19 protein-coding genes are annotated in these 12,981 nt (G+C 49.0%); 11 read left to right on the forward strand and 8 right to left on the reverse strand.

Annotation, left to right across the window (positions count from 1 at the left end):
* The first annotated feature begins 54 nt into the window (after window positions 1–54).
* The 3 genes from GBK04_RS04805 to GBK04_RS04815 all read left to right on the forward strand — a co-directional run bounded on the left by GBK04_RS04805 (window position 55) and on the right by GBK04_RS04815 (window position 1,629).
* The gene (locus tag GBK04_RS04805; protein WP_152757343.1) at window positions 55–453 is read left to right on the forward strand and encodes a nuclear transport factor 2 family protein; all 399 of its coding nucleotides are present in this window, start codon (window positions 55–57) and stop codon (window positions 451–453) included.
* 1 nt (window position 454) lies between these two features.
* Window positions 455–1,060 (forward strand): GNAT family N-acetyltransferase, encoded by a 606-nt coding sequence (locus GBK04_RS04810; RefSeq protein ID WP_152757345.1) that lies wholly within the window; start codon window positions 455–457, stop codon window positions 1,058–1,060.
* A gap of 161 nt (window positions 1,061–1,221) precedes the next feature.
* On the forward strand, window positions 1,222–1,629 hold the full coding sequence (locus tag GBK04_RS04815; protein ID WP_152757347.1) for a GNAT family N-acetyltransferase: 408 nt from the start codon (window positions 1,222–1,224) through the stop codon (window positions 1,627–1,629).
* 27 nt (window positions 1,630–1,656) lie between these two features.
* Here GBK04_RS04815 and GBK04_RS04820 read toward each other — a convergent pair whose 3' ends face one another.
* Window positions 1,657–1,863 carry a DUF4177 domain-containing protein gene (locus tag GBK04_RS04820; protein ID WP_152757349.1) on the reverse strand — a complete coding sequence of 69 codons (207 nt, stop codon included), beginning with the start codon at window positions 1,861–1,863 and terminating at the stop codon, window positions 1,657–1,659.
* Between the two features lie 207 nt (window positions 1,864–2,070).
* Here GBK04_RS04820 and GBK04_RS04825 point away from each other — a divergent pair, with 207 nt between their 5' ends.
* Genes GBK04_RS04825 through GBK04_RS04840 form a run of 4 tightly spaced genes read left to right on the forward strand, consistent with a single transcriptional unit; the run spans window position 2,071 to window position 4,756 of the window.
* On the forward strand, window positions 2,071–2,859 hold the full coding sequence (locus GBK04_RS04825; protein ID WP_152757351.1) for a hypothetical protein: 789 nt from the start codon (window positions 2,071–2,073) through the stop codon (window positions 2,857–2,859).
* Between the two features lie 56 nt (window positions 2,860–2,915).
* On the forward strand, window positions 2,916–3,542 hold the full coding sequence (locus tag GBK04_RS04830; protein WP_152757353.1) for a class I SAM-dependent DNA methyltransferase: 627 nt from the start codon (window positions 2,916–2,918) through the stop codon (window positions 3,540–3,542).
* A 1-nt stretch (window position 3,543) separates the two neighbouring features.
* A complete protein-coding gene (locus GBK04_RS04835; RefSeq protein WP_152757355.1) occupies window positions 3,544–4,002 on the forward strand; it encodes a GNAT family N-acetyltransferase in 459 nt (152 codons plus the stop codon).
* Between the two features lie 37 nt (window positions 4,003–4,039).
* Window positions 4,040–4,756 (forward strand): TVP38/TMEM64 family protein, encoded by a 717-nt coding sequence (locus GBK04_RS04840; protein WP_152757357.1) that lies wholly within the window; start codon window positions 4,040–4,042, stop codon window positions 4,754–4,756.
* Between the two features lie 187 nt (window positions 4,757–4,943).
* Here the strand turns inward: GBK04_RS04840 and GBK04_RS04845 are convergent, their stop codons facing one another.
* The 3 genes from GBK04_RS04845 to ruvB all read right to left on the reverse strand — a co-directional run bounded on the left by GBK04_RS04845 (window position 4,944) and on the right by ruvB (window position 7,336).
* Window positions 4,944–5,189 carry a hypothetical protein gene (locus tag GBK04_RS04845; RefSeq protein WP_152757359.1) on the reverse strand — a complete coding sequence of 82 codons (246 nt, stop codon included), beginning with the start codon at window positions 5,187–5,189 and terminating at the stop codon, window positions 4,944–4,946.
* A gap of 29 nt (window positions 5,190–5,218) precedes the next feature.
* Window positions 5,219–6,223 carry a hypothetical protein gene (locus tag GBK04_RS04850; RefSeq protein ID WP_152757361.1) on the reverse strand — a complete coding sequence of 335 codons (1,005 nt, stop codon included), beginning with the start codon at window positions 6,221–6,223 and terminating at the stop codon, window positions 5,219–5,221.
* 96 nt (window positions 6,224–6,319) lie between these two features.
* Window positions 6,320–7,336 (reverse strand): Holliday junction branch migration DNA helicase RuvB, encoded by a 1,017-nt coding sequence (gene ruvB, locus GBK04_RS04855; protein ID WP_152757363.1) that lies wholly within the window; start codon window positions 7,334–7,336, stop codon window positions 6,320–6,322.
* Window positions 7,337–7,446: 110 nt separating this feature from the next.
* Between ruvB and GBK04_RS04860 the strand changes: the two genes are divergently transcribed.
* The 3 genes from GBK04_RS04860 (at window position 7,447) to GBK04_RS04870 (ending at window position 9,859) form a co-directional block, all read left to right on the forward strand.
* Window positions 7,447–7,638, forward strand: coding sequence for a hypothetical protein (locus GBK04_RS04860; RefSeq protein ID WP_152757365.1), 192 nt, complete (start codon window positions 7,447–7,449; stop codon window positions 7,636–7,638).
* 142 nt (window positions 7,639–7,780) lie between these two features.
* A complete protein-coding gene (locus GBK04_RS04865) occupies window positions 7,781–8,296 on the forward strand; it encodes a very short patch repair endonuclease (protein ID WP_373330718.1) in 516 nt (171 codons plus the stop codon).
* A gap of 159 nt (window positions 8,297–8,455) precedes the next feature.
* Entirely contained in the window at window positions 8,456–9,859 is a 1,404-nt protein-coding gene (locus GBK04_RS04870) for a vWA domain-containing protein (protein ID WP_373330719.1), read from the forward strand.
* Between the two features lie 198 nt (window positions 9,860–10,057).
* Here the strand turns inward: GBK04_RS04870 and GBK04_RS04875 are convergent, their stop codons facing one another.
* Together GBK04_RS04875 and GBK04_RS04880 are read right to left on the reverse strand one after the other, a co-directional pair.
* Window positions 10,058–10,744 (reverse strand): hypothetical protein, encoded by a 687-nt coding sequence (locus GBK04_RS04875; protein WP_152757369.1) that lies wholly within the window; start codon window positions 10,742–10,744, stop codon window positions 10,058–10,060.
* Window positions 10,716–11,321, reverse strand: a complete 606-nt coding sequence (locus GBK04_RS04880) for a hypothetical protein (protein ID WP_152757371.1) — start codon at window positions 11,319–11,321, stop codon at window positions 10,716–10,718. The genes GBK04_RS04875 and GBK04_RS04880 overlap by 29 nt, the downstream gene beginning before the upstream one ends.
* 107 nt (window positions 11,322–11,428) lie before the next feature.
* Between GBK04_RS04880 and GBK04_RS04885 the strand changes: the two genes are divergently transcribed.
* Entirely contained in the window at window positions 11,429–11,833 is a 405-nt protein-coding gene (locus GBK04_RS04885) for a helix-turn-helix transcriptional regulator (RefSeq protein WP_152757373.1), read from the forward strand.
* A gap of 79 nt (window positions 11,834–11,912) precedes the next feature.
* Here the strand turns inward: GBK04_RS04885 and GBK04_RS04890 are convergent, their stop codons facing one another.
* On the reverse strand, window positions 11,913–12,164 hold the full coding sequence (locus GBK04_RS04890; protein ID WP_152757375.1) for a hypothetical protein: 252 nt from the start codon (window positions 12,162–12,164) through the stop codon (window positions 11,913–11,915).
* A 12-nt stretch (window positions 12,165–12,176) separates the two neighbouring features.
* Complete coding sequence (locus tag GBK04_RS04895) at window positions 12,177–12,839, reverse strand: hypothetical protein (protein ID WP_152757377.1); 663 nt, start codon at window positions 12,837–12,839, stop codon at window positions 12,177–12,179.
* Between the last annotated feature and the right edge of the window lie 142 nt (window positions 12,840–12,981).

Here is a 12,981-nt window from a genome sequence, read left to right on the forward strand (position 1 = left end):
CTTTCTGTAGCGTACCTTTGTGGCATTTTTTACACCAACTCCTTTCCCAATCGAATGACATCCTTAGAAATCGTTCAAAACTATTACGCCGCATTCAACGACAAAAACTGGGCTGGCATGCTCGCCCTCGTAGCCCCCGAAATCAGGCATGAACCCAATCAGGGCGATGTCAGGGTAGGTATCCAAAAATTTACCGAATTTCTGGGTATGATGGACACGGCCTACGAAGAAACGCTGTCTGATATGGTATTTTTTACGGAGCCGTCGGGCAGAAGAATTGCGGTGGAATTCACCGTAAACGGAATTTACAAACAAGGTGAGGAAGGCTTCCCGGAAGCGCACGGCCAGGCTTACGAACTCCCCGCGGCGGCTTTTGTGGAGGTTGCCGATAATAAAATCACCCGGGTTACTACCTACTACAATCTCCCCTTGTGGATCAGTCTGGTTTCCTGAAATGTCCGAAACTAAGTACGAGATAGTCAGGCTAAAAGGAGCAGAAATCGCGTCGGTTTTTGATGAGCTTGCCGCTTTGAGAATTGCGGTTTTCAGGGGGTACCCCTACCTATACGAAGGAAATGTGGCCTACGAAAAAGACTACCTACAGATCTACTCCAGGTCCGAACGGTCGTTCATGGCGGCACTCTATCTCCGTGATAAAATGGTGGGAGCGACAACCTGCCTACCGCTGGATGAGGAAACGGATGAATTGAAAAAGCCCTTTCGGGAAAACGGTTTAGATCCAGCTACCTACTTCTATTTTGGGGAGAGCATCATTTTGCAGCCTCATCGGGGCCAGGGTTTCGGCCACCTGTTCTTCGACGAACGGGAGGCTCATGCGAAGTCGTTCGGCACCCACACGCATACCTGCTTCTGCGCCGTAGACCGGGGTACCTCACATCCGCTTATGCCCTCCAACTACCGAAGCAACGATGATTTCTGGCTCAAAAGAGGGTACCAAAAGATGCCATCGCTTCAGACAACCATGGAATGGCCCGATGTCGGGGAGGAAATCTCAACCCCCAAACCTATGGTGTTTTGGGTAAGGAAAATACCAAAGTAGGCCTACTTTACTCTAATTCCCTACGTCAGGTACCGCCTCGATAAAAAACGCAAATTAACCAACACAGGAAACGCCATTGGAGAAGTCGTTGTTAGGGGTAGATGAGGAAGAAACGGGTTTTTCCTTTGCTCATCCAAAATACTAATCAACTACCCTACCCTATGGAAATTATTATCTCCGACCGAAGAGACCTGAAAATAGAAGATATCCTGGCGTTGTACCAGGCCAACGAATGGAGTGCGGCCGGCAAGCCTTCGGAACTGCATCAGGGTTTGCTCAATTCGCACTCTTTGTACACTGCCTGGGAAGGCGACAAGCTCGTGGGCCTGGGTAATGCCATCTCTGACGGGTACCTGGTGGTGTACTACCCGCACTTTCTGGTTCATCCCGAATATCAGGGAAAAGGAATCGGACTCAGACTCCTGGAAAAAATGCAGGAGAAATACGGCCATTTCCACATGCAGGTACTCACCGCCGACGGCGACACGGTGGAGTTCTACAAGAAGATCGGATTCAAACGGGCCGGGGAGACTAAGTCCATGTGGATTTACGACGGAGACGAGCATTGATCGGCACCCGACTCCGCCAACCATCACTCATGAGGCTACGTCCCGCTCGAAGTACAGGTAAAAATAAACGGCCGCACCAAAACCGGTAGTGTTGGTAGATACCAGACGCCAGCCGTTTTGGGCGTACTCATCCAACTTGGCCTGGATGTCTTTCGTGGAGGAGTTGAGTATATGATTGGAGTCGAGCGTGAGTTTACTGTAGTAAATCAGGCTTTCGAGCTTATATTCTTTCATCGGGTTATCAGAATTTTGGAAGGTTAGAAAATTCTTTCTGACAAGAATACGAAAGAATCGTCAGGAATAGCAGCCTTTTTTGTGCTGCATAGAACAATGCTCCTTGCTGCTTGATAATCCTCGGAATTAGCTTTAACGGGGCAGATGCGTGTTGTACGAAAGGTACGGATTTCTTACTTTTACCCTACTACAAACCCTTCCCAGCTCTTGAATCTGTTCTCTGCCCTGCGTGAACGCAACCCAATTCTGTATTACGCCGGATTGGCCAATCTGGTTGGTGCCTTCCTCATGGTGCTTTTCATGCTGGTGGACGATACCCAAATTCTCGGAATAAACCGCTGGATCAAACCTTTCAAGTTTTTCGTCTCCGTGACGATCTACCTGTTCACTTTTGGCTGGCTCGCAGGAGATTTGCCCAAGAGCCGTTTCGTCCGTATATTTTCGATACAGATCGTGGTAGCTATGGTTGTGGAAATTACAGCCATTGTCATACAGGCAGCGCGGGGTGTCAAGTCTCATTTCAATATGGAGTCGCAGGAAGGAGGCATGGTTTATTCCATCATGGGGCTATTCATCCTCTACAATACCCTGTGGACCGTACTCTTTACCATCCGGTATTTCAGAGCCGATTTAAGAAATCTGCCGGGGCCCTATGTACTTGGGGCTCGCCTGGGTCTTTTTCTTTTTCTGCTGGGAAGCGCCTTGGGAGGCTATATGTCGGCGCAACGGGGCCACACGGTGGGCGCGCCCGATGGCGGACCAGGCCTCCCGTTGCTTAATTGGAGCACTCGTTTTGGCGACTTGCGCATTGCCCATTTCTTCGGACTACACGGTTTGCAGGTCCTGATGCTATTGGGGTTATTTCTGGCTACTCGCCGATTAACGACCAGACAAAAGAATGCGGCAGTTTTGGTAGTGTTCGGAAGCATCCTGATTTTTGTACTTTGGAGCTACCTTGAAGCAATGCAGGGTGTTCCACTGATCAGTCAGGAATAACAGATTATGCAAATGCCCCTTTTTGCGTGTTTGTAATAATGTATCCCAACCATACTATGAATACTGCCCAAGCCTACGACCTGTGGTCGGAGCAATATGACACGAACCTGAACAAAACCCGTGACCTTGAAGGCCAGGCTCTGCGGATCACGCTGGCCGAGGTACCCTTTGACAACGCCCTGGAAATGGGATGCGGCACGGGCAAGAATACTGAATGGCTAATCACAAAAGCCAGGCACACCACTGCGGTGGATCTTTCGACCGAGATGCTGGCCAAAGCCCGGCAGAAAATCAATTCCGATACGGTAGAATTTCATCAGGCCGATATGACCCAACCCTGGACATTTGCCGATGGGAATTACAACCTGGTGACATTTAGCCTGGTACTTGAACATATTGAAGACTTGGGTCCTGTTTTTCAGAAAACGACGGCAGTCCTGCTGCCGGGAGGATACGTATATGTGGGCGAACTGCACCCTTTCAAGCAGTATTCAGGCAGCAAGGCCCGGTTCGATACGGCAGAAGGTACCCAGGTTGTTCCTTGTTTCACGCACCACATATCCGATTTTGTGCAAACGGCCAAAAAGTACGGGCTGCAGCTGGTAGATATGAACGAATATTTTGACGAGAATATCCGGACAACGGTACCCCGAGTCCTGACTTTGCTCTTTAAAAAATCATAAAATGGAGTTACTTCCCATCAGGCAGACAGTCGAGGAAAACGAAGTATTCGCCATGCATCCCGACTGCCAGGATAACCTGCTCAGTACTCTGAATTATTTTAATAAAATCGGCTATCATCCACCCTGGATCGGCTATTATGCGCAGAAGGATGGTGAATTGGTAGGATGTGCCGCCTACAAAGGGCCGCCAGCAGCGGGCAAAGTTGAAATAGCCTATGGTACCTTCGAGCGGTTCAGGCAGCAGGGAGTAGGAACTGAAATAGCCAAAAAACTGGTCGAACCGGCTCAGGCAACCGATTCCTCCGTACAAATTACCGCCTGCACCCTCCCCGAAAATAATTTCTCCACCAAAATTCTGCAAAAAAATGGTTTCAGGTACCTGGGAACCGTTTATGATGAAGAGGATAGGAAAGTCTGGGGATGGACATACGAGCCTGCATCACCCACCCTATCCGACTAACTGGAAACTTTGTCTGCGAGCTGAAACACTCCACTGAATGGCCGCTTCCCCTCATAATTCTTCTGGAATCGCTTTTACCAGGTACCTACCCCTGGTTCTTTCGGCTCTTATCATCGGCGGAGGTACATTGTTCTACTTTTTACTGCCCGATTTTCAGCAGTTTTGCCGGGAGGCCTGGCAGGTACTCACCAGTGGAGAGGAAGCACGCGTTGCCTCTTGGGTTTCGCAGTTTGGTTTGGGAGGGCCAGCACTGCTTTTAGTTCTATTTTTTGTACAAATGATTGCTTTCGTGATTCCTTCGTGGCTATTGATTTTGGTATGTACCTTAGCCTATGGCCCCTGGTGGGGCAGCGCACTGGCGCTTTTGGGAATCTTGCTGGCATCCACCGCTGCTTACTTCATTGGGAAATCTTTGAGCAAGGCTACCCTATTGGCTCTATTGGGTAAAAAAGCCGAACAGAAAATGGCCACTTACCTCAAAAACTACGGTCTGGGAACAGTGATCCTATTCCGGCTGGCTCCTTTCCTTTCTAACGATACAATTAGCTTTATGGCCGGGCTTACCCGCATGCATTTCTGGCGCTTCATGGCCGGAACTGCACTGGGCATCACGCCCCTTATCGGTTTTTTAGCCTACCTCGGCGGCAACACCGAACGCCTGCAAAGGGGGCTTATTTGGGCGAGTGTGGTATGTACGGTCGGTTTCGGAATGTACGTTTGGTGGGATCGAACGAAAAGACCAAAAACAAAATAGGTTTGGGCCAGTAGCCCGAACCTATCGGATTTATCCATAAATCTTAGCGACGAACCGCTAAAACTACATTTCACTCTTTTATTGTTTGCAGCTGTATCCTAACAAGATTTACCGGGTTTCCCGCAAACAAAACAGCCCCAGGTCAGAAACCTGGAGCTGTTCATTTATCCATAAAACCAAAACTACATTATGCTCTTTGGGCCCATCCGCCGTCGCTCAGTTGCAGGATACGGATGACCTGATCCTGGGCGCTGTTGAACGACGCTTCGTCGCAGGGAATGCACTCCAGGGCCGAAATCAATTTATCATCATAGGTCGTGCGCTCCACCGAAGGGTTGAACTCATACAGGCACACGATTTTCACACGGTCGCCCTCACGTTTGAAGTACTGTCCACCTCCCTTGCTCTTAAAAAATGCTGGATTCGTATTCATGATTCTGTGCGTTAAGATTAAGTGTTTGTTTAACCGGCCATTTTCTCGAACCGCCGCGGTTCCAGCGGAATGACGGCCGCTTCCTGTGGTCCTTTGGGACCATTTCCGAATTCATGGCGGAGGTACTCAGGCAGTGATTCCTTGAACTCCGCGAAACGTTCAGCTCCCATCGCCTTGGCGACGTAGGCCTCGTGCACGGAATTGATGTACCGTACAGTCTCGAACAAACAAGTGTGAAAAAGACGGAAATCAATTTCTGCTTCCAGAAAGCGTTCAATCTCACGGTGCGTCGAGGAAATCTTCAACCGGGCAAAAAGGTCCAGAAAACTGGTAGGGCTCACGCGCTTAGCCACCTCGGCCCACTCTTTGGCACCAAAACGAGTTGCGATTTTTCCGGTCTTGGTGCGCAATGCCTTCTCGGGATCAGCTTGAGTCCGGACCCGGGCCGCCTGCATCTGCTGGGTGCGGGTAGTCCGTAGAAACTGTCCTACCTGCGCCTGCCACTCATGCGGCGTATCGATCAATTGCAGATTGGGCTTGAAATGTCCGGAGGGCAACCCCAAATGCATAAAATGACCCGGGTACCCCATCGCGCCAAAGGCAAGGGGGGCAGGGTACCAATTGGCCGCCACAAGCCGCCCTACGCGCGCGCGCGCGACCCATTCGTTGCTCACACTTCCTCCCTGCACGGTCAAAAATGCTTTCGTAGCAAAGAAAATACTGTAATAAGCCTGCGGGAACGTCCAATACAGCGCATTGCGATGAAACGTTTCATCACGGTTCTCGGCGGTCTTACGAAGGGCATATTCCGTATTCCAGGCTTGAATCAGTAATCGCTTGGCGATATCTTCCTGCTCCTGAGTTAATTGTGGAGCAAATTCTCGAAAGTGCAACACCTGACCCAAGCTCTTCGTGTGCCGCATGTGCTCAATGTGGCGATGAATACCAAAGAAGTGATTCAGGAAAACCTGAGCGGGTATGGAACGCCGCCATTCTTCCTGATCTTTATATGATTTTTCCAAGTTCGTCTCCATAGTCTACAATGCTTTACGCCTGTTATAATTAAACGCTATAATTACCAAAATGATTCCCTTATATAATATAAATATATACTATCAATCATTAAAAAATCATGCCGCCTGCTGCCACTTTTCAGGTAATTCCACGCCCAGGTACCTATAGGTTTTTTCAGTTACCTCCCGGCCGCGCGAGGTGCGCTTAAGGTACCCCTCCTGAATTAAAAAGGGTTCGTATAGCTCCTCGATGGTTTCGGCTTCGTCGGCTACCGCGGTCGCGATAGTCGAGAGGCCTACGGGCCCCCCGGCGAACTTCTCCACAATGGTGGTCAGAATACGATTGTCCATCTCGTCAAGACCGTTTTCGCCCACCTCCAATGCCCTTAGCGTGCGTTGTACCACATCGGTGGTAATCGTGCCCGTACCAAGTACCTGCGCAAAGTCGCGGGCACGGCGCAGCAGGTTGTTGGCAATACGGGGGGTACCCCGGCTACGGGTACCCAGTTCCAGCGCACCATCTTCGCTGATGGGACATCCCAGTAGATCGGCTGATCGTTGAATGATGGTAGACAAGAGACTGGGCTGGTAGTACTCCAAACGACAGGAAATGCCGAATCGGGCGCGCAGAGGCGTTGTAAGCATACCGGCGCGGGTGGTAGCTCCCACCAGGGTAAAAGGACTCAGCCCGATCTGAACCGAGCGAGCATTAGGACCGCTATCGAGCATGATATCGATCTTGAAATCCTCCATGGCAGAGTACAAGTACTCCTCCACGACAGGGTTCAGACGATGGATTTCATCAATGAACAAGACATCGCCCGGCTGCAGATTGGTAAGCAGGCCAGCCAGTTCATTAGGCTTATCGAGTACGGGCCCGCTTGTAGTCTTGAGATGCGCTCCAAGTTCATTGGCCAGGATAGCGGCCAGGGTGGTCTTACCCAAGCCGGGAGGGCCATGCAACAGGACATGATCCAGCGGTTCCTTACGCTCGATCGCTGCCTGAACAAATATTTTCAGATTGTCCAGCACCTTTTCCTGACCCGAAAAATCGTCGAAGCTCAGCGGGCGCAAGGCGCGCTCCAGCTCGGCTTGCTGAACCGTTTCGGGCATCGTTTGTCTCACAATGTTCATGTACGCTTTTAATTTTCTAGTACAATACAAATATAACATAATTTTACAATTTAGCCCATAGTTATATTATAAAGTTTTATCTTTGTAAGGAAACAATAAGCACCAGAATTATGCGAGGAAAGCAAGGCATTATTTTGTATTTAAAACAGTGGACGGCTCAACATGGCTCGGTTTCCAGCCAGTGTTATCAGTTGGCCCAATCGGGTGGTCTGACCGCCAAGGAAATTCGGGAAGCCATACGCGCTGGACTGGATCTATACGAAGAGAGAGTACGTCTTTTCAATGGCAGGCAAGCAGCTTAGCCTGTTTTCAAGGTGTTGTTCGTGCAGCAGTAACTCATAGGAAGTTGAGTGAGGAAGAAAAGAGTGATATGAGTGTCGCTTTACAGTTCGTTAGCCAACGGCTTTATCATATGCTTATCTACTGTTAATTGAATTTTAACCAGTGGCAGATATCTTTGATAAGGCCAAAAGGCGGAAAATCATGCAGGCCATTCGGGGGAAAGACACCCGGCCCGAATGGCTGGTCAGGAAGTGCCTGCATCGGCATGGCTTCAGATACCGGCTGCATGATCGTCGACTTCCCGGTCGTCCTGATCTTGTCTTGCGTAAATACAATACCGTGATTCTGGTGCAAGGGTGTTTCTGGCACGGCCATGAACCTTGCAGAATCGGTCGTCTGCCTAAATCCAATCGTACTTGGTGGGAAGAAAAAATTAATCGCAACCGTGCGCGGGACCAACGAAACTTATTTCTGTTGGAAAAGCTGGGCTGGAACATCTGGACTATTTACGAATGTGAACTTCGCACGGCCACTGACCGCGCCCAAACCCTGGGCCGATTGCTGTGCTACCTGCATGGCCGTCAGAAAGTAGAGTATACGCTGGCGTCCGAAACTGCCGAACGATACGAGGTAGTTGAAGAAGAACTGATTTTTTATACCTCTAATCCCAAAGGGTAAGGGGTACTTTTTCTATTCTTATCTTGTAGTTTGGTTTATTTGAGGAGGTACCTTTTCCATCCTGATCTTTTGGCTCCGGATGGATTTTTCCGTTTATAAGGTCACCGTTTCGGGAAAATTGGGTATATTATGCCACCTCCCCTCTCAATTGTACCAATCATGAAGTCACTTGCCCTCCTTCTACTATACTTCCTTTTTTCGCTTTCACTGTTCGCCCAGACGGCCTCATCTCCCTCACCCATTCTTTTCATTTATGACGCCAGCGGTTCCATGTGGGGGAAATTGCAGGGAAAAACCAAAATGCAGATTGCCTCCCAGGTACTGTCAAACTCGATAGAAAAACTACCTGATAATCAGAATATCGGCCTGGTGGCATACGGGCATCGTAAAGAAGGAGATTGTCAGGATGTGGAATTTCTGGTGGATATAGCGGATGGAACAAAAAGTCGGGTCGACCAGTCGTTAAAAACCATAAAACCCCTTGGTAAAACGCCATTGGCCTATTCGGCACGGCAGGTGTTCGACCGATTGCGGGCCACTCAGATGAAGGCCACTGTTATTTTGATTACCGACGGAATCGAATCGTGTGAAGGAAACATCTGTGAGGTGGTAAAAGCCGCGAAAAAGGAGGGCATCGACTTTAAACTCCATATCGTTGGTTTCGGACTAAAAGCCGGAGAAACCGAACAGCTGCGTTGTGCCGCCAAAGCCGGCGACGGCCGGTACTTTGATGCTGCCGATGCGGGTGGACTGGGCGATGTGCTGAATGAAGCAATCGCCGCCAGTGTAGACAAACCCGTTGAAAACATGTCTCTTTACGCTCTTAAAAACGATAAGCCTATCGACGCGTACATTGTTGCCTATCGAGCGGGTACAAAGTCAAAGGCAGGAATTGCCCGTACATATGCGGACACGGCTCTTATGTTTTTACCTCAGGGCGTTTACGATTTCGAAGCCACCCCTATCAGGGGTGATATTCTGCCCGTTACTTTAAGCCGTATCCAGAGTTTCAAAGACCAGATTAATCATCAGACCATAAATTTTGACGGAGGTAAAATTGAAGTTAGTACCACAAACAACGGAGAGGGATGGGATGCAATGGTACGGGTTTACACTTATTCGGACAAGAAACCCGTTGCGGCCGCCCGTACCTATGGCAAACCCCGTACTTTCGATTTAAGTCCCGGAGTCTACGATATCGAAGTACAAGCTCTTGTAATTGAAGGTTCTTCCATTTCGCACAAACTGGAAAATATTGAAATAAAGGCCGGGGAGGAGGCAAAAAGGAGTCATGAGTTCAAGACAGGTACCGCCCTGATCGGAGCAAAAAGTTCCTCTGGCCTAGTGGATGCAATGGTACATATATCCGATAATAAAACGAAAACAGGGGTATCAAATCGTCGTACCTACACTTCCCCGGAAAGCAATCCCAGGAAATTTATCCTAAGTACCGGCACCTATGATGTGAAAGTGGAAACCATAGGAAAAAGTGGTGGACAGACCCGTACTTTTACCATCACCATCGAGGAAGGAAAAATTGTGGAGAAAATTATTAGTTTTTAGCTATGCATCGCATGAAGAAACCTATGAACTTGGTAAATAAAAAAACCGACTCTCCCGCGTGAAACGTGAGTAGCCGGTCTGTATAGAGGGGTGAGGGATTGTCCTCCTAAGGTACCCTATTCTGATACCTGTATTAGTCAACTTAGGTTAGGTATAGTCTTCAATACGTCTAGGCATATAGCCCTACTGGTAATGTTTTCACCATATAGTCTTTAGTCCTTCTTTTCGGTAAGCATTGAATCGCAGATCCGGTGAAACAATGGGTACGCCCAGTAGCAGGGCATGGGACGCAATCATGCGGGTGGGGCGCTCTTCAGCGTCAAGCCGGATACCGATCAAATCACCGGGCTTGCGTTCCCAGGAAATCTCAACGGACCCCGTGCTTTTTATTGAGAGATACTTCTGATATACCTCGGCCGTCGACGCGACGCCTTTTAGTTCAAAACGGGCAAAAACCTTATCGAAAAAGCCGTTCTCCTTACTGATAATATATTGTCCTCCGCGCATCTTGTCGGCCCATTCCAACAAGCTCTCGGGGCTTACCAGGCATTCGACGTCTTCGTCGTTGAGAACCAGCAGCGCATTGTGCGAAAGTTGGGAAGGACAGCGGAACAGGTAGTCAAGCGTGGGCGTGTCGAGAAGAACCTGCCTGGGGATTCTTTTCAGGTCTTCCAGAAGCTGCGCCCCGTGACTCAGCTCCGAGGCGTGGGTACGCCACACATCCGGACTTACCGACACGACACATTCTTTTACCCACTTGTCCCAGCTGGCCTGATTCTGTTTTTTTTTCTTTTCTGGCTGGGGGGCAGCCAGCACAGGGGTTTTCTTACTAGAGGAGGATTCAGATGCCTTACGCTTAGGCGGCGTTTTTACTATCGTTTGCATGAGGTTGGGTTAGGTATCCTAGAAACCACCGCTCCGGTAGTTTCTCTTTGAAGTCGTCGGGCCAGGGGTTCACATCCGCCTGGCATCGGGCCTGATGGGTTTCTTCCAATTTGGCAGCCCGCCATTCCAGGTAGTCGGTCATCACGGTAGACAGATCGTGGACAAACTTTCCCTGCTCGCGGCGGAAGGCATACATCAGGTCACGCAGGCTCTCATGGCTATAGGTTTCAAATAGCCACTCAGCGGTTTGCCGTAAGCGCCAGGTACCCCAATGTGCCTCGGGGTTGGCGGAAAGGCGACCAAAATATACTGTAAGGGTAAGGCCAATCAAACGGCAAACCAAATCCTTACCGTGTTTATCACCAAGCTGGCTCAGTTTGGGCGAGGCCAGAGCTTTCTGTAGGTTCAGTCCGAGTTCGATACTCCGGTACATATCCAGAATACCGGACTGGACACCATTTTTCAAATCTCCCCAACTCATTTGCTGCGTAGCCCGGAACAACTCCCATTCGGGAGAAACCACGGGCCGCTGCCAGGTTGAGCGGGATAAATCCAATGAATCTTTGATTTCTGACATATACAATAACTATTGATTTGAATGTATTTTAAAAATATGTTCTGGAAAACCAATAAGTATTTGATATTTTTGTGAATCTAAGCAAATATATATAATATATTAACTATATGAAAGATTCCGTACTAGATATCCACGAGTGCATTGAATTTATCCTGCAAGCCAAAGGAATGACCGTATATGCACTGAGCAAGGAGTTGGGTTTCGACAAGCCTGCCAAGCTCTATACTATCCTGAATCGCCGCACCAAACCCAGCTATGAAACCCTGGTCAGTATCACACGCCGCTTTGAAGACGTGAATGGTGACTGGCTATTAAGGGGAACGGGAGATCCTTTTGTGGCTCCTCAAAAAAACGAATCGTCCAGTAATCAGACCGACCTGCTGCGTGAACGCACCCGAAGTCTGCAAAATCAGATCGCCGATCGGGACGAAACGATTGAATTACTGAAACAGCAAATCATGATTCTGCGGGAGGTCATTAACCATTCTCACCGGAACGAGGTACTCTCGTAAAGTGAGTCTTTTCTTAGCCAACAACCCTTAACCCGGGTACGGTTGGAGCCGATGAGTCGGCTCCAACCGTACCCGAATCTTAAAAGGGTAGATCAGCCAGACGCGGATACAAATCACGGCTTGAATTCTGCGCCGTCATTACCTCCTGCATCGCTTCCTCACAAAGCAGGCTCAGCGTATCCATGTTAGAGCGTGTATCCACTTCGATGACATGATAGGGGGTCACAATCCGCGAGTGCTTCGCCCCTACCTCTACTTCTTTGATAATATGTCGATCCACCATGTGGAAGGAATTAAGCCCGCGTAGGGCAATGAATCCGTTCTGTGTCATGATTTTATATTGTTAAGCAGCCTGCTGCAATGAATAATCGTCCAGCGGATCGATGGCCATGTAGTAGCCCTGCGATACCAGCTTGTGTTGCGCCGAAACGGTCAGCGTTTCGTTACGGTAAACCCGATGCGTCCTGACAAACTCACGCATTTCAGCAATACGTTCGGGTTTAGCCGGCTCGTAGGTGAATCGCGAAATGAACCATGATTTGCTGGGATCGTTCTTGCTTTGCACCCGCTCGGGCTTTATGGTAAGTATTACGTCGCACAGCGATTTGCGCTCGTACAGAATGGGCTCAAGTAATCGGTACAATTCGTTTACCGAGGTATTGTTGAACATAATGGAGGCCACGCAATTGTCGTCATCCACAAAGAACAATTCGGCCCACAACTCGCGCAACGAACGACCAAACAGGCAGTCTTCGAAGATCCGGTAAGCAATCGGCTGGAACGAGAATGACGAAAGCAGGCGCCCCGACTTGTCAGTAAGTACCCGGTCGCCATACAGATTGAACTGTCCGTTTTGCCCGTTGAACCGGTACTCCCGCGGACGTCCTTCGAAGTAGAGGTACTTCTGTTCGTGGGCGGGTACCAGGGCTTCCTCCGAGCGTTGCATGAGGCCTACCTGAGCGGGGACTACCTCTTCTATCTGATTGCTGTTCTTTTCAGTTTCCATATATCATACATTTGCTATAAAACATATTACAAATATAGAGCATTTTTATATTTTATTTATATCATAGTGAAAATATTTTGTATTTTTTATTATATTAAATATGTACATCCGGGCAAAATCCTTTTCCTACCTTTGTCGTGAT

Source organism: Salmonirosea aquatica (assembly GCF_009296315.1).
Taxonomy (GTDB): domain Bacteria; phylum Bacteroidota; class Bacteroidia; order Cytophagales; family Spirosomataceae; genus Salmonirosea; species Salmonirosea aquatica.